30 protein-coding genes, 2 tRNA genes and 1 pseudogene are annotated in these 25212 nt (G+C 65.9%); 15 read left to right on the top strand and 18 right to left on the bottom strand.

All coding sequences use genetic code 11. From position 1 onward, the window contains the following. Positions 1–4: 4 nt before the first annotated feature. Genes EH209_RS01780 through EH209_RS01755 form a run of 6 tightly spaced genes read right to left on the bottom strand, consistent with a single transcriptional unit; the run spans position 5 to position 4085 of the window. Entirely contained in the window at positions 5–427 is a 423-nt protein-coding gene (locus EH209_RS01780) for a 30S ribosomal protein S19 (RefSeq protein WP_008894891.1), read from the bottom strand. Next, positions 424–1146, bottom strand: a complete 723-nt coding sequence (locus EH209_RS01775; protein ID WP_008894892.1) for a 50S ribosomal protein L2 — start codon at positions 1144–1146, stop codon at positions 424–426. Before EH209_RS01775 ends, EH209_RS01780 begins: the two co-directional genes overlap by 4 nt. 2 nt (positions 1147–1148) lie before the next feature. Beyond that, positions 1149–1403 (bottom strand): 50S ribosomal protein L23, encoded by a 255-nt coding sequence (locus tag EH209_RS01770; protein ID WP_012943389.1) that lies wholly within the window; start codon positions 1401–1403, stop codon positions 1149–1151. Then, positions 1400–2152, bottom strand: a complete 753-nt coding sequence (gene rpl4p / locus EH209_RS01765) for a 50S ribosomal protein L4 (protein ID WP_126661273.1) — start codon at positions 2150–2152, stop codon at positions 1400–1402. Before rpl4p ends, EH209_RS01770 begins: the two co-directional genes overlap by 4 nt. 3 nt (positions 2153–2155) lie before the next feature. Beyond that, entirely contained in the window at positions 2156–3175 is a 1020-nt protein-coding gene (locus EH209_RS01760; RefSeq protein ID WP_126661272.1) for a 50S ribosomal protein L3, read from the bottom strand. A gap of 4 nt (positions 3176–3179) precedes the next feature. Then, the gene (locus EH209_RS01755) at positions 3180–4085 is read right to left on the bottom strand and encodes a putative RNA uridine N3 methyltransferase (RefSeq protein ID WP_126661271.1); all 906 of its coding nucleotides are present in this window, start codon (positions 4083–4085) and stop codon (positions 3180–3182) included. 267 nt (positions 4086–4352) lie between these two features. Here EH209_RS01755 and EH209_RS01750 point away from each other — a divergent pair, with 267 nt between their 5' ends. From EH209_RS01750 to EH209_RS01740, 3 genes are all read left to right on the top strand, one after another. Beyond that, a complete protein-coding gene (locus EH209_RS01750) occupies positions 4353–7484 on the top strand; it encodes a PAS domain S-box protein (RefSeq protein ID WP_126661270.1) in 3132 nt (1043 codons plus the stop codon). A gap of 127 nt (positions 7485–7611) precedes the next feature. Then, positions 7612–7682 (top strand) — tRNA-Gly (locus EH209_RS01745). A gap of 460 nt (positions 7683–8142) precedes the next feature. Beyond that, a tRNA-Gly gene (locus EH209_RS01740) sits at positions 8143–8213 on the top strand. Between the two features lie 296 nt (positions 8214–8509). Here the strand turns inward: EH209_RS01740 and EH209_RS01735 are convergent. Beyond that, positions 8510–8956: a DUF4112 domain-containing protein gene (locus EH209_RS01735; protein ID WP_126661269.1), complete on the bottom strand. Its 447-nt coding sequence runs from the start codon at positions 8954–8956 to the stop codon at positions 8510–8512. A gap of 122 nt (positions 8957–9078) precedes the next feature. Here EH209_RS01735 and EH209_RS01730 point away from each other — a divergent pair, with 122 nt between their 5' ends. From EH209_RS01730 to EH209_RS01710, 5 genes are all read left to right on the top strand, one after another. Beyond that, on the top strand, positions 9079–9270 hold the full coding sequence (locus tag EH209_RS01730) for a DUF7836 family putative zinc-binding protein (protein ID WP_126661268.1): 192 nt from the start codon (positions 9079–9081) through the stop codon (positions 9268–9270). Positions 9271–9661: 391 nt separating this feature from the next. Further along, positions 9662–10009: a HalOD1 output domain-containing protein gene (locus EH209_RS01725; RefSeq protein ID WP_126661267.1), complete on the top strand. Its 348-nt coding sequence runs from the start codon at positions 9662–9664 to the stop codon at positions 10007–10009. 119 nt (positions 10010–10128) lie between these two features. Further along, positions 10129–10467, top strand: coding sequence for an MTH1187 family thiamine-binding protein (locus tag EH209_RS01720; RefSeq protein ID WP_126661266.1), 339 nt, complete (start codon positions 10129–10131; stop codon positions 10465–10467). A gap of 67 nt (positions 10468–10534) precedes the next feature. Beyond that, positions 10535–11467, top strand: coding sequence for a methenyltetrahydromethanopterin cyclohydrolase (gene mch / locus EH209_RS01715; protein WP_126661265.1), 933 nt, complete (start codon positions 10535–10537; stop codon positions 11465–11467). Between the two features lie 62 nt (positions 11468–11529). After that, positions 11530–11901, top strand: a complete 372-nt coding sequence (locus tag EH209_RS01710) for a hypothetical protein (RefSeq protein WP_126661264.1) — start codon at positions 11530–11532, stop codon at positions 11899–11901. Positions 11902–11920: 19 nt separating this feature from the next. Here the strand turns inward: EH209_RS01710 and EH209_RS01705 are convergent, their stop codons facing one another. The 3 genes from EH209_RS01705 to EH209_RS01695 form a co-directional block, all read right to left on the bottom strand. After that, positions 11921–12127: a helix-turn-helix transcriptional regulator gene (locus EH209_RS01705; RefSeq protein ID WP_126661263.1), complete on the bottom strand. Its 207-nt coding sequence runs from the start codon at positions 12125–12127 to the stop codon at positions 11921–11923. Further along, on the bottom strand, positions 12124–12558 hold the full coding sequence (locus EH209_RS01700; RefSeq protein WP_126661262.1) for a hypothetical protein: 435 nt from the start codon (positions 12556–12558) through the stop codon (positions 12124–12126). The genes EH209_RS01705 and EH209_RS01700 overlap by 4 nt, the downstream gene beginning before the upstream one ends. Positions 12559–12784: 226 nt before the next feature. Next, positions 12785–14386, bottom strand: a complete 1602-nt coding sequence (locus tag EH209_RS01695; protein WP_126661261.1) for a GTPBP1 family GTP-binding protein — start codon at positions 14384–14386, stop codon at positions 12785–12787. A 226-nt stretch (positions 14387–14612) separates the two neighbouring features. On the opposite strand from EH209_RS01695, the gene EH209_RS01690 reads away from it, so the two are divergent. After that, complete coding sequence (locus tag EH209_RS01690; RefSeq protein WP_126661260.1) at positions 14613–14804, top strand: hypothetical protein; 192 nt, start codon at positions 14613–14615, stop codon at positions 14802–14804. 5 nt (positions 14805–14809) lie between these two features. Further along, positions 14810–15070, top strand: coding sequence for a hypothetical protein (locus EH209_RS01685; protein WP_126661259.1), 261 nt, complete (start codon positions 14810–14812; stop codon positions 15068–15070). A 73-nt stretch (positions 15071–15143) separates the two neighbouring features. On the opposite strand, the gene pyrF is transcribed toward EH209_RS01685, so the two are convergent. Further along, positions 15144–15944 (bottom strand): orotidine-5'-phosphate decarboxylase, encoded by an 801-nt coding sequence (gene pyrF, locus EH209_RS01680; protein ID WP_126661258.1) that lies wholly within the window; start codon positions 15942–15944, stop codon positions 15144–15146. Positions 15945–16178: 234 nt separating this feature from the next. On the opposite strand from pyrF, the gene EH209_RS01675 reads away from it, so the two are divergent. Then, complete coding sequence (locus EH209_RS01675; protein ID WP_126661257.1) at positions 16179–16460, top strand: hypothetical protein; 282 nt, start codon at positions 16179–16181, stop codon at positions 16458–16460. A 60-nt stretch (positions 16461–16520) separates the two neighbouring features. Here EH209_RS01675 and EH209_RS01670 read toward each other — a convergent pair whose 3' ends face one another. From EH209_RS01670 to EH209_RS01655, 4 genes are all read right to left on the bottom strand, one after another. Then, positions 16521–16940, bottom strand: coding sequence for a VOC family protein (locus EH209_RS01670; protein ID WP_126661256.1), 420 nt, complete (start codon positions 16938–16940; stop codon positions 16521–16523). Positions 16941–17194: 254 nt separating this feature from the next. Continuing rightward, positions 17195–18028, bottom strand: coding sequence for an alpha/beta fold hydrolase (locus EH209_RS01665; RefSeq protein ID WP_126661255.1), 834 nt, complete (start codon positions 18026–18028; stop codon positions 17195–17197). 140 nt (positions 18029–18168) lie between these two features. After that, the gene (locus EH209_RS01660; RefSeq protein ID WP_008894912.1) at positions 18169–18447 is read right to left on the bottom strand and encodes a MarR family transcriptional regulator; all 279 of its coding nucleotides are present in this window, start codon (positions 18445–18447) and stop codon (positions 18169–18171) included. Between the two features lie 158 nt (positions 18448–18605). Then, on the bottom strand, positions 18606–19298 hold the full coding sequence (locus EH209_RS01655; RefSeq protein WP_126661254.1) for a haloacid dehalogenase type II: 693 nt from the start codon (positions 19296–19298) through the stop codon (positions 18606–18608). Between the two features lie 139 nt (positions 19299–19437). On the opposite strand from EH209_RS01655, the gene EH209_RS01650 reads away from it, so the two are divergent. Further along, positions 19438–20319, top strand: a complete 882-nt coding sequence (locus EH209_RS01650) for a halocarboxylic acid dehydrogenase DehI family protein (RefSeq protein WP_126661253.1) — start codon at positions 19438–19440, stop codon at positions 20317–20319. 37 nt (positions 20320–20356) lie between these two features. On the opposite strand, the gene EH209_RS01645 is transcribed toward EH209_RS01650, so the two are convergent. Together EH209_RS01645 and EH209_RS24505 are read right to left on the bottom strand one after the other, a co-directional pair. Further along, entirely contained in the window at positions 20357–21157 is an 801-nt protein-coding gene (locus tag EH209_RS01645) for a class I SAM-dependent methyltransferase (protein WP_126661252.1), read from the bottom strand. 304 nt (positions 21158–21461) lie between these two features. Further along, positions 21462–21557: pseudogene (locus tag EH209_RS24505) on the bottom strand (cation transporter); the annotation flags it as partial. 155 nt (positions 21558–21712) lie between these two features. Here EH209_RS24505 and EH209_RS01630 point away from each other — a divergent pair. From EH209_RS01630 to EH209_RS01620, 3 genes are all read left to right on the top strand, one after another. Further along, on the top strand, positions 21713–22408 hold the full coding sequence (locus tag EH209_RS01630; RefSeq protein WP_126661251.1) for an SDR family NAD(P)-dependent oxidoreductase: 696 nt from the start codon (positions 21713–21715) through the stop codon (positions 22406–22408). A 59-nt stretch (positions 22409–22467) separates the two neighbouring features. Then, on the top strand, positions 22468–22836 hold the full coding sequence (locus tag EH209_RS01625) for a methylglyoxal synthase (protein WP_126661250.1): 369 nt from the start codon (positions 22468–22470) through the stop codon (positions 22834–22836). Positions 22837–22922: 86 nt separating this feature from the next. Further along, on the top strand, positions 22923–23582 hold the full coding sequence (locus tag EH209_RS01620; protein WP_126661249.1) for an HAD family hydrolase: 660 nt from the start codon (positions 22923–22925) through the stop codon (positions 23580–23582). 45 nt (positions 23583–23627) lie between these two features. Here EH209_RS01620 and EH209_RS01615 read toward each other — a convergent pair whose 3' ends face one another. Beyond that, a complete protein-coding gene (locus EH209_RS01615; RefSeq protein ID WP_126661248.1) occupies positions 23628–25115 on the bottom strand; it encodes a flippase in 1488 nt (495 codons plus the stop codon). Positions 25116–25212: the final 97 nt, after the last annotated feature.

Here is a 25212-nt window from a genome sequence, read left to right as displayed (position 1 = left end):
ATGATCACTTCAGTGGGACGAACTTCGAGGATCGAGTCGCGCCGATCCCGGCCTGTCCGTGCTCGACGGACGTGCGGGTCAGCTGGAACTCGCCGAGATAGTGTCCGATCATCTCGGGTTCGACGCGGACGCGCTCGAACGCCTGGCCGGTGTAGACCTCGAAGGTCAGCCCGACGAACTCCGGCAGGATCGGCATATCCCGCAGGTGCGTTCGGATCGGCGCGTTCGCCGTCTCTTCCTCTTCTTTCTCGCGGGCCTCCTCGAGCAGCTTCTGCTTCTCGACGGAGAGACCGCGTTCGATACTTCGCCGCTGGCGAGCGGGGAGCAGTTCCGCAACTTCCTCGAGCTCCATCGCCTGCAGCTCCTCGAGCGTGTGACCGCGGTAGGTGAACTCACCTTCGCGGCCGGTTCGGTACTCCTGACTCATTTGTTTCCACCTCGGCCGGTACGACGCGAGGAGATGTCACCCACCTTCCGTCCCGGCGGGGCGTCCCGCGAGACGGACTTGGGTTTGCCGGGGTGCTGTCGGCCGCCGCCACCGAACGGGTGGTCGACGGCGTTCATCGCGACACCGCGGACGCGGGGCCACTTGGTGCCCCGGGCTTTCATCTTGTGGTGCTTGTTGCCTGCCTTGACCATCGGCTTCTCCGTGCGGCCTCCGCCGGCGACGACGCCGATGGTGGCTCGACACTGCGGATCGAGGCGCTTGACCTCGCCGCTGGGAAGCTGGATGACCGCGGCGTTGCGGTCGTGGGTGATCAGGTCTGCGTTGACGCCCGACGCGCGGGCGAACCGACCGCCGTCGCCAGGGTTGGCTTCGACGTTACAGACCGGGACCCCTTCCGGGATCTCCGCGAGCGGGAGCGTGTTACCCGGCTTGATCTCCGCAGAGACGCCGACCTGGATCTCCTCGCCGACGCCGATGCCTTCCGGCGCGAGGACGAGGCGCTGGTCGCCGTCCTCGAACTCGATGGCGGCGACGGGAGCCGATCGCGCGGGGTCGTGTTCGATGTCCACGACCGTCCCGCGAACGACGTCGTCGTCCTCGGACTTCTTGTGCTCGAGTTCCGCCTTGTAGCGGTGCGAAGGGGCACGGAACGTCGAGGTCCCGCGACCACGTCGCTGTCCTTGAATGCGTCGTCCCATTCTCAGAACACCCCGATTCGTGAAGCGACTTCCTGTGCGTCGTCCTCCTCATCGAGGCGGACGACCGCTTTCTTTTTACCCTTCATCGTTACCTGCGTGTTGATGTCCTGTACCGAGATCTCGAAGCGCTCTTCGATCTCGTCGCGGATCTCCGGCTTGGACGCGTCCGGGTTGACGACGAACTGGAGCTTGTTCTCGAAGTCCATGTCGTTCATCGCCTTCTCGGTCACGAGAGGGTGTTCGATGATCGAACTCATCGGTCGGCCACCTCCTCGAGTGCGCTCTCGGTCCAGACGGTCAGTCGACCCGGCTGTGCGCCGGGTGCGAGATCCTCCGCGTTGACCTCCGCGGCCGTCGTCACGTCGGCACCGGCGAGGTTCCGGGCCGCGCGGGACGGGCCGGTCTCGCTGGAGGTGACGAAGAGGACCGACGTCGGCGTCTTGTACTTCCGGCCGCGGGCTTTCCCCTGGCCAGAACGGACGCTGCGACCCTCGTCTGCGCGTTCGATGTCGTCCGCGAGGCCCGTTGCCTCGAGGAAGTCGACGACCTCACGGGTCTTCTGGAGGTCCTCGAACTCGTCGTCGACGACGACGGGCAGCTCGAGGTCACCGTCGAACTCGTGGCCGCGCTCGGCGACGATCTCAGCGTCGGTCGTCGCGGCGATGGCGCTTCGGACGGCCAGCTTCTTTGCTTTCGTGTTGATCGATTCGGACTGGTCCTTCTCGGCTTTCGGCGGGTGGGCCTTGCGTCCCTTGACGGTCTGGGGAACGCGGCGACCGCGTCCTTCCTGCCGGGGGACGTGGGCCATCCCGCGGCCGCTACCGAACGATTCGGCCGGCGTTCGAAGGCCGGCGAACTCGTCGGCGCCGTAGTCCTGTTTCCGGTTTGCCTGGGCGACGCGAACGGCGCGGGCGATCAGGTCCGGGCGGTAGTTTGTCTCGAAGACCGCCGGGAGCTCGACCGAGTCCGCTTCGGCGCCGTCCAGGTCGCGTACTGTTGCTTCCATGTGTTATCCCTGGTTAGATGCGGTGGAGACGTACCGGACCTCGGGATCGAGGCGCGGCTGGTCTCCGGGTCGGATCGCCGGACGGAAGCGCACGAGGCGCTGTTGTGGTCCGGGGAGCGAGCCCTTGATCAGCGCGTGCGGTCCGTCGACTTCGCCGTAGTTGACGAAGCCGCCGTCGACCGTCGCGTCGGCACCGTCGCCGATGTCGACGAGGCGCTTGTTCAGTTCCGTCCGCTGGTGGTAGCCGGTCTGCCCCTGCTGGGGGACCGTCGACCGAACGCGGGACGGGTTCCAGGGACCGAGGTTCCCGATGCGGCGGCGCCATCCCTGCCGGGCGTGCTTGCCCTTTCGTTTCTGGACGCCCCATCGCTTGACGGGACCCTGCGTCCCTTTCCCTTTCGTGACGCCGCTCGCGTCGACGTACTCGCCGGCGCGGAAGACGTCGTTCATGACGTGCTCGCCACCGTCTGCGACGGTCTCGAGCGCGAAGTCGATGCGGTCCTCGACGGAACCGCCGCCGACGCGCGTCTCCATCACGTCCGGTTTCTTCTTGGGGACCGAGGGAATCTCGGACGGAACCGTGTGCGTGATGACGCGAACGTCGTCGACGCGTCCCTCCTCGAGGAGGCCGCGAAGTTCGTCTTCGGCGGCGTCAGTGTCGTAGTCATCACCGGGGATGTCGAGGACGCGATCGAGTTCGGGGACGAACTCGTCGGTCCAGACCTCGGTGACCGGCTTCATGCCGTACGGCGTTTCTTCGTACGCTCGCAGAGCAACGGCGCGCATGGGCGGCGTCTCCACGATCGTCACGGGGACGGTCTGTTCCATCCCCTCGGTCGGCGAATTCGCTTTATCGTCGACCATGACGACGTGGGTCATGCCGGCCTTATAGCCCGCGAAACCCTGGAGCGTCGGCTGTCCTTCGTCGTCCGGCCACGAGTTGAAGCGCGGGACCTCGCTGGTCGCACGCTTTCGTGGGCCGAACCCGAGTGAGCCTTTGCGTGGTGAATTTGCTTGTGGCATTCTATCACTCTCTCAGTGAGAGGGGCGCGAGGGTAGCGAACAGAGCCTCCTCCGTTCGCACGACCTCGCTCCCTTGGTCCGGAACCGTGTTTAGCCAGAGGTCGAACCCCGGATCGGCTGTGGGTTCGACTCCGTCATCGGCTGCGTCGTCCCGGTCGGACGACGGTTCGATCGCGTCGCCTTGTCCCGACGACGCTTCGATGGCCGATGCCTCGATTCCGAGGATAGCAGGCAGCCCTCTCTCGGGCGCGCCGAAGGCGACGGTCATCCCGTCGCCCTCGATACGTCCGGCCAGCGTCTCGAGTCGCCCGATGGTGAGTTCTTCACCGTACCGGGACGACGCGATGCGGACGCCGGCGTCCTCACGGCCGAGTGCTGTCTGCAGGTCCGTCCGCTCGACCGACAGCCCTGGGAGGGGCTCGTCGACGAGTTTCGCCCGGACCGGTCGTCGCGAAGAGATCCTGACGGTCACGCGCTCCCCCTCCTCGACCGCCATTTTCGGCGGTACGTTGAGGGAGATCGGGTGTTGCAGTCCGCAATTGACCCGGACGCGCCCTTCAGGTCCGACCTCGGTCACGATCCCTTGTCTTGACGACCCCGAACCGGTAGATTCGGAGCCGGTCTGTGACATGGCGCGGAGCGGCGGCAAGACGCCCGCGTACTCCAGTTCGTCCCGCATCCCCCAGGCCTCGTTGCGAAGGTAGGGGGGCGTTGCGGCGTACCGCAAGACGGTGCTTACGAACCCGCCGTCGAATCGCCCGGTTTCGCCGTCCCGGTCTGGGTAGACGATCAGGCGATCGGCCCGGAAGATCGTCGCCGCGCGGGCGACGTATCCGAGTTTGCGAGTTGCCTCGCGTTTGTCCTCGGCTTCCCGGGTGAGTGACGACGGAACGAGTACGCTGACGGTCATGCCGAAACGCTTCGGCGCCGCGTCACTAGACTGTAGCGATGTCTTGCGGAGGGGATCTTAAAAGGATAGCGGATTCGATTGCGGCTGACAAGGGCTCACACCCCCGAATTCGTGCCGTGCGGGCACACACTCGCCGTCGGTGATAGGTAACTGTCAACACGTCTTCGACGGCCGTCGCGAGCGCGCGAGCAGCGGAGCGTTACCGCGGCGGGTCGAACGACCCATTCCGAGGAATTTTACCGCTATGTCACACACGGTCTCGGTAGCATGGAATCGCCCTCGCCGACCGAGGCGGAACTCGAGAGCCGACTTCGGCAACAGGAGGTGGTCGCGGAACTCAGCCAGCGGGCGCTGGAACCGGCCGACCTCGACGGGCTGATCGACGACGCAGCCGCGGCCGTCAGCGACGCGCTGGGTGCCGAGTACTGCGGCGTGCTCGAAATGCACCCGGGCGGGAACGCGGCCTCATTGCGAGGGGGCGTCGGCTGGCATTCGGGCGTCGTTGGATCGGCGACCGTCCCCGCGGGCCGGGAATCGCTGGTCGGCGTCACGCTGTGTACCGACGACCCGGTGATCGTCGAGGACCGTCGGTCCGACGGGGCTGTCTTCGAAGCCGAGTTGTTCGCCGGTCATGACATTACCAGCGGAATCACCGTCGCCGTCGGCTCAGAGGACGAGCCGTGGGGCGCTCTCGGGGTCTACTCGAGCGACCAGCGGACGTTCTCCGAGCGCGACGCGACGTTCCTTCGCGGCGTCGCGAACGTCATCGCGGGGGCGATCGGCCGCGCAGCGAAGGACCGACGCTTGCGCGAGCGCGAGGCGCGACTCGAGCGGTACACGGAGTACACCGACGGCATTCTCGACGCGGTCGACGACGTGTTCTACGTCATCGACGAGACGGGCGACTTCCAGCGGTGGAACGAGACGCTGAACGCGGTCACCGGCTACACCGATGCGGAGATCGAATCGATGCGGCCCCTGGAGTTCATCGTCGAGGATGACCGCGAGCGAACCGCGGAGGAAATCGAGGAGGTCTTCGAAACCGGAAGCGCGCGACACGAGGTGGAGGTGCTGACCAAGAACGGCGAGCGGATCCCCTACGAGTTCGTCGCTGTCGGACTCGAAAATCCCGAGGGAAAGCGCGTCCTGGCCGGTATCGGTCGCGACGTCACCGAGCGGAAGCAACGCGAACGGGAGCTGGCCAAGTACGAGACGATCGTCGAGACGATGTCCGACGGGATCTACGTGAAAGGCGAGGATGGCCGGTTCACGATGGTCAACGAGGCGTACGCTCGAATGACCGGCTACGACCGCGAGGAGCTGGTCGGCGAACACGCCTCCCTCGTCGTCGACGAGGCCGCAATCGAGGAGTCGAAAAAGCGACTGACGACGGGCAACGAGGGGGAGCCGACTGCCGAGAACCCGGCCATGGAAGCGAAACTGCAGCGGGCCGATGGGGATCGCGTTCCCGTCGAAGGGACGTTCGCGACGCGACGGACGGAGGACGGCCGACAGGAGGAGATCGGTGTCGTTCGGGACATCACTGAGCGAAAGCGCCGAGAGCAGGAACGGCGACGCGTCGTGCGGGCGCTCGAGGTCGCCCGCGAAGGGATCAGCCTGCTCGACAAGAACGGCGAGTTCATCTACGTCAACGACGCGTACGCGGAAACGTTCCGATACGAGCCCGAGGAGATGATCGGCGAACACTGGGACGACCTCGGGATCGAAGCCAAACCGTCCCGCTTCGCCGACGACATTCTGCCGCGTATCTCGGCGGCGGGACAGTGGTCGGGGACGACGACCTGCGTGCGCAGCGACGGCACTACCTTCCTTTCCCAGCACTCGCTGACCGAGACCGACGACGGCGAACTCATCTGCCTCGTCCGGGACGTCACCGAGAAACGGGAGCGCGAGCGGGATCTGCAGGCGGTCCGAACGCAACTGGACGTCGCGACCGAAGCCGCGTCTGTCGGGATCTGGACCTGGGACGTTCAGGAGGACGTCGTCACCGCCGACGACTATTTCGCGTCGACCTACGGCATGGATCCGGAACTGGTCGCCGACGGCGCGCCGATGGGTGCCTTCTACGAATCGATCCACGAGGACGACCGGGCCCGGACGCGGGAGCGACTCGAGCGCGCCGTCGAAGAGACGGGCGAACTCGAGGCCAAATACCGCGTTCGGAACGCGGACGGCGACCTCGTGTGGATCGTCGCCCGCGGCGAGGTCGAGTACGACGACGGCACCCCCGTCCGACTGGACGGGGCGATCTCGGATATCACCGAGCTGAAACGCCGCGAACGACAGCTCGAGGAGTCCGAACGCCGCTACCGGACGCTGGCCGAGCACTTCCCGAACGGCGCGGTCGGCGTGTACGACGAGAACCTCCGGTACACGCTGATCGAGGGCGCGGTTCTGGGCGACACGCTGCCCGAGGCGGAGCAGATGGAAGGCGAACGAATGTCGGTGATCTTTCCGGACGACGTCAGCAGACAACTGGCCCCGCTGTACCGGGCCGCCATCGAGGACGGCGAGACCGACAGCACGACGATCACGTTCGACGGCGATCACTGGCAGATCTGGGCGGCGCCGCTACGGGATGCCGACGGCGAGATCTTCGCCGGGCTGAGCCTCGCACAGGAGATCACCGAACAGGTCGAACGCGAGCGGCGGCTCGAGGAACTGGTCGAGCGACTCGAGGAGTCCAACGAGCGATTAGAGCAGTTCGCCTACGCCGCCAGCCACGACCTACAGGAACCCCTGCGGATGGTCTCGAGCTATCTCCGGTTGATCGAGAGCCGGTACGCGGACGTCTTGGACGAGGACGGCCGGGAGTTCATCGACTTCGCGGTCGACGGCGCCGAGCGCATGCGCGACATGATCGACGGCCTGCTCGCGTACTCCCGTGTCGAGACGGGCGGCGATCCGTTCGAACCCGTCGATATGGACGGCATTCTCGAAAACATCCTCGAGGATCTCCAGGTCCGGATCGAGGAAACGGACGCCGAGATCTCCGCCGAGAAACTGCCGTGCGTGACGGGCGACCGCGATCAGTTGCGCCAACTGTTCCAGAACCTTCTGGAGAACGCCCTCGAGTACAGCGGCGACGACCCGCCGCGCGTTCACGTCTCCGCTCGGCGACGCGCGGGCAGGGACGACCGCTGGGAGATCGCCGTCCGGGACGAGGGGATCGGGATCGATCCCGACGACGCCGACGAGATCTTCGAGGTGTTCGAGAGCCTCCACTCCCAGGGCGAGCACGACGGCACCGGCATCGGACTCGCGCTGTGCGAGCGGATCATCGAGCGCCACGGCGGCGTGATCCGTCTCGAGTCCGAGCCCGACGAGGGGGCGACGTTCGCGGTGACACTACCGGCGGCGGCCGAACGTGAACTGTGAGCCCCGCTGGCCCGTCGTCCGATTTCGCAACCCGGCATCGAGGTTGAACGCGTGTGCCTCCTTGCCGATACCGGGTCGATTCGCAACCCTTATACATCTATCCCGGTGTAGGTGTAAGTGTAGCAGGGCGCTGGTAGTGTAGTGGTATCACGTGACCTTGCCATGGTCACAACCGGGGTTCAAATCCCCGCCAGCGCATTTTTCGATATCCAACGACGACGAGCGAAGCGAGGAGTCCGGATATCGAAACATCGTACTGGGTTTGAATCAGACCGAGGTTCTGCGAGCGCGAGCGAGCAGGTTCTCGAGCGTGGTTCAAATCCCCGCCAGCGCACTTCTCTCAATTCAATTCCCACGAGCGGAGCGAGGCAGGTTCTCGGACGCAGTTTCCATTTCAGCCAGCACGTCGCTCCGATCGTCCTACCCGGAACGCTCCGTCGCGGTGCGAGTCTCTCACTCGAAGCCCTCGTTCGAGTTCGAACACCGGTAGGAACAGACGGTCGGATGCCAACCGCGATTTGACCAGTCTAGCTTCTGTAGCCGCTCTCGAGGCCATTCCCACCATCGAAGCTAGATGGCTTGACACTCTCGCTTTCGACATTTATAAGTGATCGTGGCCCATCGGTTCGAGTGTACTCGAGACCGAGTGCACGTGTGTGCGCTGGTAGTGTAGTGGTATCACGTGACCTTGCCATGGTCACAACCGGGGTTCAAATCCCCGCCAGCGCATTTTTCGATATCCAACGACGACGAGCGAAGCGAGGAGTCCGGATATCGAAACATCAGTCTGGATCTGAATCAGACCGAGGTTCTGCGAGCGTTAGCGAGCAGGTTCTTAGGCGTGGGTCAACTCCCCCGCCGGCGCACTTCTCCGAATTTACTTCCGCGAGCGACCGCGAAGCGTATTGCTAGTCGGCGATTTATTGAAGCGTATATTACCTACCGTCTGCTATCCGTCTCGAGGTTCAGACGCGGTGGCGTCAGCCGGTAAAGAAGAGCGGCGAGAACCCCGTGGACTCGAGTCGTTAATCGATGACGACGGTTTCCGGCCCAGACGCTGAATCCCCGCTCGAGTCGGCGAGTTCCTCGATCGCTAGCTTGACGTTCCACTTGTTGGACTTCCAGAAGGCGTCGAAGATGACGCCGAGTATAGGAACTGAGCCGCCGATGGTGTCGACGGCGATGTTCGCCAGCATGCGCAGGAGCGTCGACTGGGAGACGCCCATGCGGGCGGACTCGGCGACGATGTACAGCGAGACGAGCGCGGTCGCGGTGTCGCCGGCGCCGGGGAGGATCCCGACGATCGGATCGAGTCCGAACCGGAAGTTCGTCCCCGGGAGGTGGAATCCCTCGTCGAGGGCGCGAGCGACGGTTTGCATGCGGCTGATCGCTGCCTCGTCGACCTCGGCGGGCAGGTCGTCGCCAAACTCCTCGAGGGCCTCCTCGATGTCGTCGGTCGAACCAGTAGCCATACATCGCCATCGGGCGCGCGGCGGAATACGTTCGTGGATGGCGATGGCAAGCCGCCAGCGGCGGCGCCGACCGGCCGGGTTCGAGGTGGGATTAAGTTGATAGATTACGTACTGGCACGCGTATGCGAGAGGGTTGGATTCGACTCGAATGCGCCGATTGCGGGGAACAGTGGACCGCCGATCCGACCGCCCTCCCGGCGCCCGGAAACCGGTTCCGGTGCGACCACTGCGAATCGGAACGACCGATCGCGGCGTTCGCCAAGACCCGGCGCGGACTCGACATCCTCGAGTCGTTCCACCGGCAACCGGCGTAGCGGTAGCAACCGACGTCACGCGTCGACGATCGCTCGGAGCATTTTTCGCGCGGCACTATCGACACTAGGACCCGGAATCGAGTGAATCCTTCCGCTATTCCGTCGCTGCTCGGTCGTTCGGCGATCCTCGTCGGGCGAGAATCGTCGGCAATCAGCGATTAGTTGCGAGATTGATCGCTCGGCGGCGAGTAATCCGCTCTTACGTCGCCGCCGGCTCGGTATCGGCTCCGCGACCGGTTTTCGCACTCGACGGTCACGTATCGCCGAGAATAACCGTATTTGAACTATTCTACTGATGTTCAGTCGCGTCCGTTTACCAATATCGGCTGCGATTGGCTTTTATACTCCGAGTAACTACGAATCAATAGACGATTGAACTCCGAGACCTCCTATGCAAACTGAACTTTCAACCGCCGACGCCGACGACCTGCAGTACGACCAGACCAACGACCGCTACGTCTTCAACCACGATCCCGACGGCACCGCGACGATCACGACGACGATCGTCCACGCGCTCGCCTCGATCGCGGACACCGACGTCTCCCAGGGCGAGTTCTCCCTCTACGACAGCGTCGACCCCGACGCGCTCGATCGCATCTTCAGCAAGAAGGCCGACGGCACCGAACGCACGGGCGGGCACATCGCCTTCACCGCCCTCGAGCACGAGGTGTACGTCTACGCGAACGGCGACGTGATCATCTACCCGCCGACCGACTCCCCGCACCCGCGGGCGGACTGAGTCGACCGGCAGGTCCCAGTCACTCTTCTCATCGGTCCGGTTTCGGTTTTCGCGCCCCCTCGAGTCGCGACGCCGCGAATGGCACGGATTTAGGGGCTTCCTCGTCGACGCTTCCAGTAATGACGGTAATCGCACTGCTGAGCGTCGCACCGGTGATCGAGGGCAGCATGTCCGGCGAGGTCGCGAAGGCCGTCGACGCGCTCGAGGCCTACGACGTCGAGTACGAGACGAACCCGATGGGGACGGTGATCGAAGCCAACGACATCGGGGAGTTGTTCGCGGCCGCTCAGGCGGCCCACGAGGCGGTCGACGGCGACCGGGTGAGCACCGTGTTGAAGATTGACGACAAGCGGTCTCGAGACGTTTCCGCCGAGCAGAAGGTCGAGGCCGTCGAGGAACACCTCGGCCGGCCAGCGACGAACCGGGACGAACGCGAGGACGAGCCAGAGGCGGAGTAGCGCCACCGATCACCCTCGCGGCTCCGAACTAACAAACTGTTTTACGGCGGGGAGCGAACGCGTCGGTATGGAAAGTCTCAACCGGATGGCGATCGAGTTGGTCGATGAGGCCCTCGATTACGCCGAGGAGTTGAACATCGGCGGCTACGACCTCGACAACGAGGCCACGGTCCTCGACTTCGGCCTCGAGTTCGAGGGCGGAATCGAGGCCGGACTGTTGCTGACGGAGATCCAGACGGCGGGCATGGCGACGCCGAGTCACCACTTGGGCGAGATCGGCGACGCCCCGATCCCGTACGTCCAGCTCGCGACCGACCAGCCCGCGCTCTCGCTGCTGTGCTCGCAGAAGGCGGGCTGGGAGCTGACCACCGAGGACTTCGAGGGACTAGGCAGCGGCCCCGCGCGGGCGCTGGTCGCCGAGGAGGAGGAGTTCCGCCGCGTCGGCTACACGGACGCGTTCGACCTGACGGCGCTGGCCGTCGAGACCGAGCGGGATCCGACCGCGGCCGCCGCCGCGCAGGTCGCGGAGCTCGCGGAGGTCGAACCCAGCAGCGTCTTCCTGCTCGCTTACCCGACCGCGAGCCTCGTCGGATCCATTACGAACGCCGCTCGAGCGGCCGAGCTCGCGACGTTCCGTCTCTCGGAACTGGGCTACGATCCCCTCGACATCGTCTCCGCGACGGGCCGGGCGCCGGTCGCTCCCGTCGCCGGCGACGAGCAGACGGCGATCGCCCGCACGAACGACGCCATCGCCTATGGCGGCACGGCCCACCTCACGGTTCGCGAGGACGCCGACGTCTTCGACGACGTGCCCTCGACAGCCGCCGAGGACCACGGCCGGCCGTTCGGCGAGGTCTTCGACGACCTCGAGTGGGACTTCTCCGAAGTCCCGTCGGACCTCTTCGCGCCCGCGAAGGTCACCATCGACGTGGTCGGCGGCCCGACCTACGTCCACGGCGAGACCGACGAGGAACTGCTCGTCGACTCCTTCGACCTCTGACCGCGCGGTTCAAACCGGTTCCCGAAACCCGACTCGAGTCCCGCGACGCGGTGGAGGCGTGGTTGGTATTCCTGCGGGCGCTCGGCCTCGTCACCGAGGCGTCGGCCGGCTACCGTCGAGCGACCGAGCGATCGCCGCCTGTGGAGTCACTCGAATCCGCGGATCCGCAGCTTCGAGAGGCGTTCCGGGAGCGCGTCTACGGCGCCGACTCGGTCCTCGAGGCGCTCGAGCAAGCCGACGAGCCGCTGTCAGTCGCTACCGTCATCGACGAACTGCGAGACGAGCGTCCGGGATTTGAGCGCGGGGCCCGATCACAACGTCTGGACGACCCCCAAGAGCGCGTCCGAAGGCTCCTCGAGTGGGCGGTTCTACTGGGACTCGCTGCGCGAACGGTCGGCAGCGACCGGTACCGATCGGCGAGCGACCTCGAGTAGTCGACGATGTGGCTGTCAGTTACGTCTCGTCGTCGAGTTCCGGATCGAAGAGGTCCTCGACGCGGCAGTCGAAGTAGGCTGCCAGTTGGAACGCGAGTTCCAGCGACGGATCGTATCGGTCGCGTTCGATCGCGTTGATCGTCTGCCGGGAGACGCCGACCGCATCGGCGAGTTCGCCCTGGCTGAGGTCGGCGGCCTCCCGGTACGTCCGAAGCTCGTTTTTCACGTGTATCGCCGCTCGACGTACCCGTAGACGATCAGCCCGACAGCAACCAGGAGCGCGTATCCCCAGATCGTGCCGCGGATCGCGAGGGGGACATCCACCGCATCCGTCGCGTCGAGTACCAGATCGGCCGGGAGTCCGAAGATCGCGACGAACGACACGAGAACCCACACGATGTGTCCCGCTCGCCGTTCGATCTCCGCTTCGCGCTCGTCGAACAACCGAACCCCCGTCCGCTGCCAGATCGCGAGGTATCCGACGACGCCGAGGTAGTAGAGGCCGACGCCTGCGAACGCGAACAGATTGGCGTTCCCTTTGGAGGCTACCACGGAGAGCGCCGTCGCACCGAGAGCGCCGGCGACGCCGAGGCCCATCGACCGGTTCATCAGTTCCCTGTACCGTCGCCGTTGGTCCGTCGATAGTTCTCCCGTCATGGATCGATCGGTGTCAAGACCGCTTTACAGTAAAGTTCATTTTACACCCATACTAAAAGATATCGATCAAACGCCACTTCGGCGTCGATCTGGCTACTATAGTGGCGGACGGACGAGATGGAATACACGCCACAGAGTCGACAGCAAAACAGGTACCGGGTGAAACCTCGAGCGGAGCGCACCGAACCTGCAACGGTCGAACTCGGCCTCAGTCTCAGTCTCGATCTTAGTCCATCGGATGGACGTCGGTCACCGTCCCGACGCCCTTGCTCCGGCCCTCGCGGAAGACGAACTTCTGGCCCTCCTCGACGAGGTACGGTCGGAACTTGAATCGGACGGTGGTCTCGCCCGTATCGCCCGGCAGGAGGCGGCCGTTCTCCGGGTAGAAGGCGGCTGCCTCGCCGATCGTCTCGAGGTGGACGACGGGTTCGTACCCCTCGCCGATCCGGGTGGGGTGGTTGAGCACCATGACCTCGGCCTCGAACTCCCGGACGGGGTCGGGGTCGGTCTCTCGCGGGAGCAGCACCATGCCGCGCTCGATGGCGCTTTCCTTGACGCCCTTCAGCGCGATGCCGACGATCCGGCCCGCCTGGGCCTTGTCGACGCGGTGGTAGTGCATCTCGATCGAGCGGACTTCGACCTCCTGGAACCGGCCGTCGGGCATCGGCCCCAACAGGAGTTCGTCGCCGGCCTCGACCTCGCCGGACATGACGGTGCCGGAGGCGACCGCTCCGACGCCGGTCACCGAGTAGCTCCGGTCGACGTACATCCGGAACTCGCCGGTGTCTTGGGCGGTCTTCGGGAGCCGGTCGAACAGTTCGTCCAGCGTCTCCAGGCCATCCATCGTGATGGCGCTGGTCTCGACGATCGGCACCACGCGCTCGCTGATCTCGTCGATCGCGGCGTCGACGCCGTGGCGGGACACCCGCAGCGGCGACTTGTCGACCTCCCGCAGGAGCCGTTCGACCTCGCGTTCGACCTCCTCGATGCGCTCCTCGTCGACGGTGTCGGCCTTCGTAATCGCGACGATCGTCGGCAGATCCGTCGCGAGCAGGACGCCGAGGTGTTCCCGGGTCGTGCGCGTGGGCCCGTCGTCGGCGGCGACGACCAGCAGCCCGTAGTCGAGTTTCTGGCCGACCAGCCCGCGGATCGTCGTCCGGAGCCACGGCTCGTGGCCGACGGTGTCGACGAACGAGACCAGCCGGTCGGCCTCTTCGACGACCGCGGCGCGGTCCTGCTTTCGGTTCGGGTTTCGCACGCGGACCGGCCCGTCCTCGTCGAAGCCGTAGACGGCGTAGGAGAGATCGGCCGAGAGGCCCCGTTCGACCTCGTGTGGCTGGACGTCGAGGTACGCCCGCGTTGCGCCGTCGCCGTCGTCGGGGTTGCCCGTGACGAGCGACCCGACGAGCGTGCTCTTGCCGTGGTCGACGTGGCCCGCCGTCCCAACGACGACGTGTTCGTCGTCGGTCTCGAGGACGCCGCCCTCCTGAATGAGCGCGACGCCGACGAGTCCGTCCTCGACGCCCCACGTCTGCACGTCGTCGATGTGGGCGTCGGCCTCCTCGGCCAACAGGGAGAGAACGTCCATCGTCTCGGAGAACGTGTCGGGGTCGATGCCGGCGAGGCCGCCGTCGTCGGTGACGCCGACGACGTACGTCGCCTCGCCGTCCCCGGAGAGCAGTCGGTGGCGCAGTTGCGCGGCCAGGCTCTCCCGTCGTCCACCCTCGAGGTGGACGTTTCGTGACAGTCGTTCCTTGAATTCGACGTTGCCACCGTCCTGTTCGCCACGGTCCAGGGCTCGCTCGAGGAGAGCCCGGTCACGGCTCATATGGAACGGTAGCGGTCCGCATGGCAAAAACCTTCCCGTACAGTGGTAACATAGCACACAGTATGTATCCGTACGGCAACCGCTGGTCACGGAGGCAACGGGACGAGATTCGAGACAGCAAGCCGGTCGCGACTGCGCGTACAGGCTGAAGCGCCGCCGGCCGATCTCCCTCTCGACCGGGGTGTTCCGGCCGCGGTTTCAAGGCGCTCGAGACGCTATTTCGGGTATGAGCGTCAGCGGCCTCTGTCAGATCTGCGAGTCCCGGCCCGCACAGGAGCGGTGTGGGAACTGCGGCACGCTCGCCTGTGACATCCACTACGAGGACGGGAAGGAACTGTGCGTCGAGTGCGCCGCGCAGGCGGATCCGACCCAACCGTCGCCGTCGGAGTCCGAAGACGTCGACATCAACCGGTTCTGAGCGCCGTGACCTCGATTCGCGACGTCCTCGGCGACTCGCTGGCCGTCGGCGAGCGGTTTCGACTTTCCCTCGAGGAGCGCGACGGCCGACTCGTCGCCGACCATCCGAACGAAGCGAGTCCCCTGGATATCGCAGTCGTCGACGGACTGGATCGACTCGAGGAGCGGCCGCCAGCGGAATCGGTCACGGTCGAAATCCTCGGCCGGACCGTCGACGGACACGTTGCGGGCCGCGTGGTCGATTCGGACCGAAACGGAACCGCGTAACGCGCGTCGAATCGCGTTCCGGTAACGCCACCTCCTCGAGTCGATCGGACGGGTGTATCGGTATGAGGTGTGCTTAGTCGCGGTACTGATTCAGCCGCTTTTTGAGTCGCTTCGCGGCCTGACCGCTGGCCTTCGCAAACTCTTCCCCGTCGTCTTCTCCGGCGAAGATGATCCCGCGCGAGGAGTTGACCAGTCCGACGCCGTCGGCGAGGCCGTACTCCACGGCCGCCTCGGCGTCGCCGCCCTGTGCGCCCACGCCCGGGACGAGGAAGGGGAGATCGGGCACCTGCTCGCGGAGGTCCTCGAGCTCCTCGGGTTTGGTCGCGCCGACGACGAGGCCGACGTTGTCGTTCTCGTTCCAGAGGTCCGCCAGCGCGGCGACGCGCTCGTAGACGGGTTCGCCCGTCTCGAGTTCGAGGTCCTGAATGTCGGAGCCGCCGGGGTTCGAGGTCCGACAGAGGACGAAGACGCCGGCCTCCTCGTTCGACAGGAACGGCTGCAGCGAGTCCCGGCCCATGTAGGGGTTGACGGTGATCGCGTCGGCTTTCTCAAGCAATTGGGCGTACTGACGTGTCGTGTTCCCGATGTCGGCGCGCTTGGCGTCGAGCAGGACGGGAACGTCCTTCCCGTGGGCGTAGGCAATCGTCTCGTCCAGCGCCCGCCAGCCGTCGGAGTCCTCGTAGAAGGCGGCGTTGGGCTTGTAGACGGCGGCGTGCTCGTGGGTGGCGTCGATGATCCGGCGGTTGAACGCCCACCGCGGAAGGTCGTGCTCCGCGAGGTGGTCGGGGAGTCGCGACTGGTCGGGGTCGAGCCCGACCGAGACGACGCTGTCGACCGTCCGAATGCGGTCGTGCAGCCGATCGAAGAAGTTCATGCCTGCGAGTGGTCCCCCGCCGCTCGAAAAGGTTGCTATCCCGTCGGCGCTCGCGATCGCGGCCGTTCCGCAAGCGAGTTCGACCGGGTTCGTCCGGGAGATCGAGACAGTCATCGGATTGAGAAGATCGTGCGCGTTCGACAGTGACGAGCCGGAATATCCCGAATGCGAACGCTTCCCGTTCCAAATACTTTAGACATCAGCTACTTCGCTATTATAATCGTCTACTACAGTATGGCCATTCGAACCAACGAGAAATCTAACTCGCATCTCGGTCGCCTTCGCAACCGTATCCGCTCGACGCTGTTCGCGGACGACGGCCGATCTGCGGACGACGCCGACGTTGACGGCGTCGAAACGGACAACGCCGCACCGTCGCCGAACGCCCCCGGAAACCTCTTCCAGTGCTTGCGGTGCGGGACCGTCTACATCGACTCCGAAAAGACCGCCTGCTCGAACTGCGACGAAGCCGTCGAGCAGGTCCAATCGGACCTGAAGTCGTCGCTCGCTCGGTAATCCGTCTGTCTCTCGGCGGTATCGACCGGTTGATACGGCGTTGTCTGGGTTCCCCTCTCCTCACGCCTCGAGCACTTCGATCGGGTTGTTCTCCGGATCGCGGAGGAACAGAATCGACGTTCCGCTTTCCGTCGTCCGCGGCTCGCTGATCGTCGGGACGTCGTCGGGAAGCGCCGCGTAGAACGCGTCGAGGTCGTCGACCGCCAGTCCGACGTGTTTCGCGCCGGGCTGGTTGAGCCCCGCCGCGGGCGAGCCCCGCGCTTCGGGGTCGTACTCGACGAGTTCGATCCGGATCCCGTCGGCCTCGAGGTGAGCAAACTCCCCGCGGGCCCCCTCGACGCCCACGGCGTCCGAAAACTCCTCGCCGCCGACGCTGAACCGCTCGACGACGTCGAGTCCGAGGACGTCGCGGTAGAACGGGAGCGTTTCTTCGAGGTCTTCGACGGTGATTCCGACGTGGTGTGCGCTGAGTGATGTCATCGAGTGGACCTACGAGTCCGGGAGAAAAACGCTTCCGACTGCACGGTCCCGGCCGAGACGCTGACCGGAGACGAGCGATTCGTCGAAACGAGCCGAACGCTACACGAAACGGCGCCCGAGCCGACGCGACTCGAGGCGTTTTCGGGCGGGATCACGGCCGGCGGTTGTTCGAGACCGACCGCGGCGAGGATCTCGAGAACCGGATCGATGACCCGATTGAAACCGCGTGCGACGGGTGATAGTCACACCGCGGTTCACGCGTCGAGGAACTCGCGGAGCCGCTCGGTGTAGGCGTCGGGCCGGTCGGCCATGACCCAGTGAGACGCCTCGTCGAGTCCGACGAGTTCGGCGTCGGAGATATCGCCCTCGAGGCGCTCGGCGTACTCGATCTCCTGGAACTCGTCCTCGGCACCCCACAGCAGGAGCGTCCGGGCGGGGATCTCGCTCGGATCGATCTCGGTCGTGTGGCTCGTGTTGGTCCCGATCGCGTTGCGCGACAGCGAGACGACCGCCTCCTCGGAGTCCCACGGGGCGAGCATCCCGTCGACGAACGTCTCCTCAGGGTCGTCGTATCGGGTATCGCGGAAGACTTCCTCGAGCGTCTCGTGGACGTCGTCGACGCTCATCTCGTTGATCGTCGCGGGCAGTCCGAGGTCGACGATGGTCTCGATGGGCCACGAGTCATAACAGACCGCGTTCGACAGGACGAGTCGGTCGACCGCGTCCGGATCGTGAACGGCGTAGCGCAGGGCGACGCCGCCGCCGAGGTCGTGACCGACGAACGTCAGTGACTCGAGACCCAACTTCTCGACCAGGCCGGCGATCATCGCCTCTTGGGCCCTGATCGAGCGGTCGAACCCGTCGTGCATCGCCGAGTTTCCGTAGCCGACCATGTCCGGGGCGATCACCCGGTAGTCGTCCGACAGCGCCGGTGCGACGTCGCGCCAGAGGAACGACGACGTCGGAATGCCGTGACAGAACAGGATCGGCTCCCCGTCACCGTCGTCGTAGTAGGCGACCTCGAGGTCGTGTTCGTCGACGGCGACCGTCGTCGTCTCCTGGTTCTCGGACCACGTATCGTAGTCCATGCGTCTCGCTGCTGCCACGCCGACGCCATTAGAAGTTCGCGTCCGTCGGTATTCGGACGTGTAAGCTGTCGTAGCCGGTAGCCGATCAGCGTGATCCGTTCGGAACAGCCCTCGAGTCCGAGCGGCGAGGGTCGTCCCGGTTACCGAGCGTTCGACTCCGCGAACCGCTCGCCGTTGATGGAGTAGACGTGCTGTCTGGCGTCCGCAAACGAGATCTGGGAATCGACGAGGTCGTGCTCCTCGAGTTGCTTCAGGGCGTAGCGGACCGTTCGGGCGGGGAGCATGGTCTCCTCGGCGAGTCGCGACTGCGTGAGAGAGCCCTCGTGTGCGAGGACGGTCAACACCAGTTTCGCGCTCGGCGGAACGTCGTCGACGGCGTCCGGGGCGGTATTCGACGTGAGAACGACCTGTTCGCTCATTATCCCCCCTCTGGCCGTGGAGCCTCTTTAATGGTTCTCTATACTATATTGGATGGCCGGCCGCTGCGAAACCAGCCGGAGGAGAGTCGCGCTCGCGGCTGACCGTTGACGCACGTCTTCTCGAAGACTGCTGTCACTCGAGAGTCGTCGCGCCTCGATCAGGTCGTCTCGAGTTCCTCGGCCAGGTCGTGGAAACTGTCGATCGTCAGGTCTGGTTCCGTCTCGTAGGGTCCCCAGAGCGTGTCCGACCGGTTGATCCAGACGCCCTGCATTCCGGCGTTCATCGCACCGGGGACGTCCCACCAGCCCGCGGCGACGAACGCGATCTCCTCGATCGGCGTCCCGATCTCGTCGGCGGCGTGGCGGTAGAGCTCCGGTTGGGGTTTGAACTGCTCGATCTCGTCGGCGCTGACGGTGTCCTCGAGGACGTCCTCGAGGTCGGCGCCCTCGACCAGCGACTCGAGCATCTCCTCGTTTCCGTTGGAGACGACGTAGCAGTCGTATCCGAGGTCCCGGAAGCGCTCCATACCGTCGCGGACGTCGTCGAAGACCGGCAGCTCGTGGTACGTCGAGAGAATCTCCTCGCGCTCGTCCGCGTCGAGTTCGACGCCGACCGTCTCGAGTGCAACCCGCAGGGCGTTGCGGTTCATCTCGTAGAACGCGTCGTACTCGCTGATCGCGTTGCCGACCATCGCGTTCGCCAGCGAGCGCTGGCGCCAGATTTTGGCGACGAGAGAGGGGTCGAAGTCGTCGACGCGTTCCGAGATCGGTTCGGCGACCGCGGAAACGTCCACGAGCGTACCGTACGAGTCGAACGCGAGCGTCTCGACCGCGTCGGGATCGAACGACATGACGGTCTCGGTACCCCGCGAACGGCGAAATAGCTTGGCCCGGCGGTGAATCGGACCGCGGGCGAGTCGAGTGCGATTCGAATCCGTTCGAACCGCTGCCGGCCCGAGACTGATGGTCGTCTCCGTCGTGGCAACTCGCATGGACCCGAGCAAACAGCTGTACGAACGGGAGGCGACGGGCTGGCGCCGCGGTCTGTACGAGGACGTCAAGGGGACGTTTCGCGCGCCGATCGTCAACTGGTTCTTCCGGACGCTGACGGCCAACGAACCCGAATTCACTCGACACCTGTGGGCCCAATGCAAGCCGCTCTTCGAGACGCGCGCGTTTGGTCGATACACCGTCTCCTACCGAGACGCAGTGCTCTCGTCGCTCGAGGATTCCCCCGCGGACGTCCCGCGCTACCGGCGTGCCGACCTCGATCTCCGACCGGTCGAGTGGCGCGAACTCCGCGGCCAGGTCGCGACGTTCGACGTCGTGGCGCCGCGGCTGGCGTTTACGTTCGCGGTCTGCGATCGGGCGATGAACGACGAGCTTCCGGATCCGGAGCCGACCGGCGAGCCGTCGACGGCGCCCCTTCCCGAGTGGCTCGACCGCGACCGCGGCCTGTCGGTGACGATGCTCGACGACGGTGCGGTTCCCACAGACCTCGAGCCGACCGTCGACGAGATCCGCGACTTTCACGGCCTCGAGGACGGGCTGCCGAGCATCTATCGCTGTCTCGCCCAGTGGCCGAACTATCTCGAACCGGCCTGGTCGGACCTCGCGGACGTCCTCGAGAGCGACGCCTTCGAGCGCGGCTGTGACGACGCCGACGGGGTCGTCGACGATCACTGCGCCGAACTTCCGTACGTCCCGCAGCTGTCGCCGTCGGCCCTCTCCGAGCGCGGGTTCGATGAGTCGACGATCGACGACCTCGGCGAGTTCGTCCGGCAGTTCAACCGCGGCGCTATCGAGTCGGTGCTGCCGGCGCTCGTCGTCTACGCGGCGACGCTCGATGCCGGCGGCGAGCGATCGCTCTGACCGTGCCGGTCGATCGAGGATCCGCCGGTGCACGCCGTCACTCGAGGACGGCCCGAACCTGCAGATACTCGACGCGGATCGCGTTGTCGCCGAACCACTCCTCCAAGGCCGCGACGGCGTCCCGGCGGAGCGCGTCGCGGGACTCGTCGTCGTCCATCCGCCGGAGGACCGGCGACAGCGGGCCGGACTCCTCGGCGAACTCCCGCCAGAAGTGGTGGGGCGTGGCGTAGCGGAACTCGAGGTGGCGTCGCTGGAACGAGGGGTCCGCGACATCGGCGAACTGCTCGCGGACGAACGCGGGATCGCCCCACCGGAGGTGCGACCACGGGTCGCTGGGCGACTCGTCGACGTGGTCGGTCAGCACCTCGGTGAGATCGCCGACGACGCCGTTGGGCGACCACGCTGTAAAGCAGACTCGGCCGCCCGATTTCGTCGCGCGGCACAGTTCCGCGCCGGCGGCCGTCGAGTCCGGCGCGAACACGTGGCCGAAGTTCGAGAGGACGACGTCGAACGCGCCGTCGGGGACCGGGAGCGCCTCGGCGTCGCCAGCGAGCCAGCCGATATCGTCGTACCCCGCGAGCGCGGCGTTCTCGCGGGCGAGTTCGAGCATGCCGTGTGCGAGGTCGAGGCCGACGACCTCGGCGCCCGACCGGCGGGCCGTCAGCGCGGCGTTGCCGGTCCCGCAGCCGACGTCGAGGACGCGGTTGCCCGGATCGATCCCTGCGGCGTTGACCAGTCGCGCGATGGCGGGCAGCATGTTCGGCGCCATCGCGGGATAGCGGCCCGCAGACCAGACGTGTCTCGCCGATCGGTCGTCGGCCCCGCTCGAGTCGCTCATACGTCGTTTGCGGTCGCCACGGACAAAAATCGGCCGTCGGGTCCGTCACCGTCGCGGCAGTCGCGAAATCGGCCGCCGCCGCGATCGGTGTTGAGCGGTCGCTTTTGGCGCTCGAGTCCCTAGTAAGACGAAAACGATGGGGATCGCCCGGGAACAGTTCGCCGTCGGTGGAATGAGCTGCTCGTTCTGCGCCGAGAGCATCCGGAAGGCCTACGACCGCACCGACGGCGTCGGGGACCGCCTCGCCGGTCTCGCGGATGGTGGCGTGGAGGTCGTCCGCCGTTACGTCGTCGACGACGACCTCGACGACATCGTCCTCGTGGTCGGCCGCCACGTCCGAGACGCTCTCGATGGTCGTCAGCGCGCTCTCGACGTTCCGTTCGCAACCGTTGCAGGACATCCCGATAATCGAAATTGTCCGTCGTTCCACACGGAGACGTTCCCGCTCGAGGAGAGAGGCCGTTTTTCCAGAGCCGTTCGCTGGCCCGCGCCGGTCGATCGGACCCCGCGAATGCTGGCCCCCGAACGGTAGTCAGCGCGACCGTCGCTGGCCACATGACGCGCACAGCCGTGATCGCCGGCGTCGGTCCCGGTCTCGGAGAATCGCTCGCCCGCAAGTTCGTCGACGAGGGCTGTCAGGTCGGGCTGTTCGCCCGGTCGGCGGACTACCTTGAGGACCTGGCGGACGACCTCGGCGACGACGCCGTCGCCGTTCCGACGGACATCACGGACCCCGAGCAGGTCGAGGCGGGCTTTCGCGCGGTCCGCGACGAGTTCGGTCCGGTGGACGTCCTCGTCAATCACGCCAGCGGCGGCGCCTGGCAGGGACTACGGGAGATTTCGCCGGACGCGTTCGAACGGGCCTGGCGCGTCTCCGCCATCGGCGCCTTACTGTGCTCGCAGGCGGTCGTCGACGACATGCTTGCGGGGGACGGCGGCACGATCATCTTCACCGGCGCGACGTCGGCGATCCGCGGCCGAGAGGGCGCGATCGGTTTCAGCGCGGCCAAGTTCGCCGTCCGCGGGATGGCCGAGTCGATGGCCCGCGAACTCGGCCCCGAGGGGATCCACGTCGCCCACGTCGTGATCGACGGGGGGATCCGGCCGCCAGACGTCGACGAATCCGATCGCGACGCGGTGGCGTATCTCGATCCGGACGCCATCGCCGACTCCTACTGGCATCTCGTCACGCAGGATCGGTCCTCGTGGACCCTCGAGTTGGACCTCCGGCCGCACGTCGAGGAGTTTTGACTTGCCGAACCGGGCCAAGCGGAGCCTAGCGTTATCCCGTCGGGGATCGATCGTTCGCTATGACTCGCGTCGCGCTGATCGCCCACGACGAGAAGAAGCCCGATCTGATCGAGTTCGCACAGACCCACGAGGCCCAACTCCGCGAGTACGAACTGATCGCGACCGGCACGACCGGCAAACGGCTACAGGAGGAGACCAACCTCGAGATCGAGCGCAAGGAGTCGGGCCCGCTCGGCGGCGACCTGATGATCGGCGCCGAGGTCGCGGAGGACAAACTCGACGGCATCGTCTTCCTCCGGGATCCGCTGCGGGCCCAGCCCCACGAACCCGATATCTCGGCGCTGTTGCGGATCTGTGACGTTCACGACGTCGCGCTGGCGACGAATCACTCGTCCGCGGAGTTTCTCATCGAGGGGTTGGCCGACTGAGCGACCGACGGCCGGCAAATGATGTCGGGGGTGTCACCCGTTCGAAAAGGGATAGCTTCAACCTCCTCGAGTCCCCCGTGATACCTATGCCACGGGCGGTCATCTTCGACCTCGATTACACGCTGGCCGTCCCTACGCGGGACCGAGCGACGCTGCTCTCGGAGGCGACGACCGCCGCCGACGCGCCGTCGCTCTCCCGCGAGGAGTACCTCGCGGCCCACCGACGGAACCTCACCCGCGAGACGCGCAAACCGATCTTCGCGGACCTGCTCGACGACCGCGAGACCGACGCCGATCCCGGCGCGGTCGCCAACGCCTATCGGGAGACGATCGCCGACGCGCTCGAGCCCCTGCCCGGCGTCGAGTCGATGCTCGCGGACCTCCGCGGGGAGTACCGCGTTGGCCTGCTCACAAACGGCCCCGTTCGCGCCCAGCGGGACAAACTCGCGACGCTGGGCTGGGAGGACGCCTTCGACGCCGCGCTCGTCACCGGCGAACTCGAGGCCGGCAAACCCGACTCGCGCGCGTTCGAAGCCATCGCCGCCGAACTGGACGTCGACCCCGACGATGCCGTCTACGTCGGCGACGAAGTCGAGGCCGACGTCTCGGGGTCGACCGACGCCGGCATGGACGCGATCCAGGTCCTCCTCAAGGACGGACCCGACCGCGATCCGCGCGCGGTGGCGCACATCGAACAGGCGTCGATCGCAATCGAGCTGCCGACGATTCTCGAGGACCTCGAGTAGCGGCGGCGAACGAGCGGCCTCGATCCGGCGGTCGATTCTCGCCGCTTACGAGACCAGTCCGAGGTACTCGTCCGCGATCTGGATGTCCTGCTCGTCGAGCCCGAGCAGGTACAGCGTCCCGAGGAAGGCGGCGGTGCCGGCCGCCCCGCCGACGAAGACGACGACCGTCCCGCCGAGGTACAGCCGGAGTCCGTACATGACGACGGCGCTGACGGCGGTGGCGACGCAGGGCTTCCACAGCGCCAGCGAGTAGGCGAACAACCCTTCGAGGTACCACACCTCGAGGACGCGGACGACGTTCAGGGTCGCCAGGACGGTGGCCGTCGCGAGCGCGGCGCCGATCAGCCCGAACTCGAGGATGAAGTAGTAGTTGAGGACGACGTTACAGACGCCGAAGACGAAGTGGTTGCCCATCACGAGGTACTGGTGGTCGGTCATCGTCAGAAGGTCGTTTGCCGGCCCGGCGGCGGCGTTGAACAACTGCCCGGCGATAAACAGCGTGACGACGAGCGTCCCGGCGACGAACTCGGGACCGAACAGTGTGAGCACCTCGGTCCGGTAGACGTACAACGGGAGTGCGATGGCGACCGAGGCCGTGATCGACCAGCGGGTGACGGTCGCGTATATCGACTCGAGCGTGTCGTACTCCTCGTTCGAGTACAGCCGCGAGGCCACCGGAGGGAAGAACTGGTTGAAGCCGGCCAGCGGCATCGCGATCACGCCCGCGAGCAGGACGGCGATGTTGTAGATCCCGACGTCGGCCGATGCAAGCAGGAAGCCGACCATGAAGACGTCGACGCGTTTGAACAGGAACGACGAGGCCTTCGAGAGTGTCAACGGCGCCGAGAAGTTGTAAAACTCGGTCGTCTCGGACCGAGAGAAGCGTCCGGACGGTCGGAGATCGGTTCGCGACAGCGAGTAGCCGATCCCGAACAACGCGGCCATCACCGCCGCGACCGCGAACGCCGCCGCGATACCGAGCAGCGAGTAGCCGAGCGCCACGGCGGCCGCGACCGCGACGAGCCTGATCGTCGGTCCGACGACCATGATGACGGTCTTCTCGGTCGGTTTCTCGAGGCCTCGAACCGTGCTCGAGGCGATCTTGCCGAGCGCCTGAAACGGCAACGCGATGGCGAAGATTCGGAGGGCGATCGTCAGCATCGGCTCCTCGAGCGTGTGGGCGGTGATCGTCGGGGCGACGGTGTAGACGATCGCCGCGGTGACGAGACTGCCGACGATCGTCGTCAGGTAGGCCAACCCGAGCATCCGGCGCTGGTAGGCGGGATCGTCCTGGTTCGCCGAGAGGTACTTCGTGATCGAGACGTCGGTCCCGACGGTGGCGAACAGCAACACTGCGTTGAGGATCATCGTCCCATAGGCGTAGATCCCGTACACGCTGGCGCCGAGCAGCCGGGTCAACAGGATGTTCAACAGGAACCCGACGACGTTGACGACGACGGTGCCGAGATAGTGCAGTGACGCGCCGTCGGCGACGGAGCGGAGATCGGCGATTCCGGCAGAGTCGTTCGACATCGTCGATGGATTCTCCGACATCCCCTTTTGTAGTGGGCCGGTTACCGTCCCCGCGGTCTCGAGACGCTACTGAGCTCCGCGCGCCGCTGGCGGTTCG

This window comes from Haloterrigena salifodinae (assembly GCF_003977755.1).
Taxonomy (GTDB): Archaea; Halobacteriota; Halobacteria; order Halobacteriales; family Natrialbaceae; genus Haloterrigena; species Haloterrigena salifodinae.
This window is presented reverse-complemented; position numbering and strand designations above follow the sequence as displayed.

Excerpts from the sequence above, each read along its gene's own strand:
- EH209_RS01700 (WP_126661262.1), bottom strand. The coding sequence starts at position 12,558 with ATGACGGGAGAACTATCGACGGACCAACGGCGACGGTACAGGGAACTG.
- EH209_RS01720 (WP_126661266.1), top strand. The coding sequence starts at position 10,129 with ATGACGGTAATCGCACTGCTGAGCGTCGCACCGGTGATCGAGGGCAGC.
- EH209_RS01660 (WP_008894912.1), bottom strand. The coding sequence starts at position 18,447 with ATGAGCGAACAGGTCGTTCTCACGTCGAATACCGCCCCGGACGCCGTC.
- EH209_RS01645 (WP_126661252.1), bottom strand. The coding sequence starts at position 21,157 with ATGAGCGACTCGAGCGGGGCCGACGACCGATCGGCGAGACACGTCTGG.
- EH209_RS01665 (WP_126661255.1), bottom strand. The coding sequence starts at position 18,028 with ATGGACTACGATACGTGGTCCGAGAACCAGGAGACGACGACGGTCGCC.
- EH209_RS01625 (WP_126661250.1), top strand. The coding sequence starts at position 22,468 with ATGACTCGCGTCGCGCTGATCGCCCACGACGAGAAGAAGCCCGATCTG.
- EH209_RS01725 (WP_126661267.1), top strand. The coding sequence starts at position 9,662 with ATGCAAACTGAACTTTCAACCGCCGACGCCGACGACCTGCAGTACGAC.
- EH209_RS01690 (WP_126661260.1), top strand. The coding sequence starts at position 14,613 with ATGAGCGTCAGCGGCCTCTGTCAGATCTGCGAGTCCCGGCCCGCACAG.
- mch (WP_126661265.1), top strand. The coding sequence starts at position 10,535 with ATGGAAAGTCTCAACCGGATGGCGATCGAGTTGGTCGATGAGGCCCTC.
- pyrF (WP_126661258.1), bottom strand. The coding sequence starts at position 15,944 with ATGAACTTCTTCGATCGGCTGCACGACCGCATTCGGACGGTCGACAGC.
- EH209_RS01655 (WP_126661254.1), bottom strand. The coding sequence starts at position 19,298 with ATGTCGTTCGATCCCGACGCGGTCGAGACGCTCGCGTTCGACTCGTAC.
- EH209_RS01615 (WP_126661248.1), bottom strand. The coding sequence starts at position 25,115 with ATGTCGAACGACTCTGCCGGAATCGCCGATCTCCGCTCCGTCGCCGAC.
- rpl4p (WP_126661273.1), bottom strand. The coding sequence starts at position 2,152 with ATGGAAGCAACAGTACGCGACCTGGACGGCGCCGAAGCGGACTCGGTC.
- EH209_RS01650 (WP_126661253.1), top strand. The coding sequence starts at position 19,438 with ATGGACCCGAGCAAACAGCTGTACGAACGGGAGGCGACGGGCTGGCGC.
- EH209_RS01735 (WP_126661269.1), bottom strand. The coding sequence starts at position 8,956 with ATGGCTACTGGTTCGACCGACGACATCGAGGAGGCCCTCGAGGAGTTT.
- EH209_RS01755 (WP_126661271.1), bottom strand. The coding sequence starts at position 4,085 with ATGACCGTCAGCGTACTCGTTCCGTCGTCACTCACCCGGGAAGCCGAG.
- EH209_RS01770 (WP_012943389.1), bottom strand. The coding sequence starts at position 1,403 with ATGAGTTCGATCATCGAACACCCTCTCGTGACCGAGAAGGCGATGAAC.
- EH209_RS01780 (WP_008894891.1), bottom strand. The coding sequence starts at position 427 with ATGAGTCAGGAGTACCGAACCGGCCGCGAAGGTGAGTTCACCTACCGC.
- EH209_RS01630 (WP_126661251.1), top strand. The coding sequence starts at position 21,713 with ATGACGCGCACAGCCGTGATCGCCGGCGTCGGTCCCGGTCTCGGAGAA.
- EH209_RS01675 (WP_126661257.1), top strand. The coding sequence starts at position 16,179 with ATGGCCATTCGAACCAACGAGAAATCTAACTCGCATCTCGGTCGCCTT.
- EH209_RS01730 (WP_126661268.1), top strand. The coding sequence starts at position 9,079 with ATGCGAGAGGGTTGGATTCGACTCGAATGCGCCGATTGCGGGGAACAG.
- EH209_RS01760 (WP_126661272.1), bottom strand. The coding sequence starts at position 3,175 with ATGCCACAAGCAAATTCACCACGCAAAGGCTCACTCGGGTTCGGCCCA.
- EH209_RS01775 (WP_008894892.1), bottom strand. The coding sequence starts at position 1,146 with ATGGGACGACGCATTCAAGGACAGCGACGTGGTCGCGGGACCTCGACG.
- EH209_RS01620 (WP_126661249.1), top strand. The coding sequence starts at position 22,923 with ATGCCACGGGCGGTCATCTTCGACCTCGATTACACGCTGGCCGTCCCT.
- EH209_RS01695 (WP_126661261.1), bottom strand. The coding sequence starts at position 14,386 with ATGAGCCGTGACCGGGCTCTCCTCGAGCGAGCCCTGGACCGTGGCGAA.
- EH209_RS01670 (WP_126661256.1), bottom strand. The coding sequence starts at position 16,940 with ATGACATCACTCAGCGCACACCACGTCGGAATCACCGTCGAAGACCTC.
- EH209_RS01750 (WP_126661270.1), top strand. The coding sequence starts at position 4,353 with ATGGAATCGCCCTCGCCGACCGAGGCGGAACTCGAGAGCCGACTTCGG.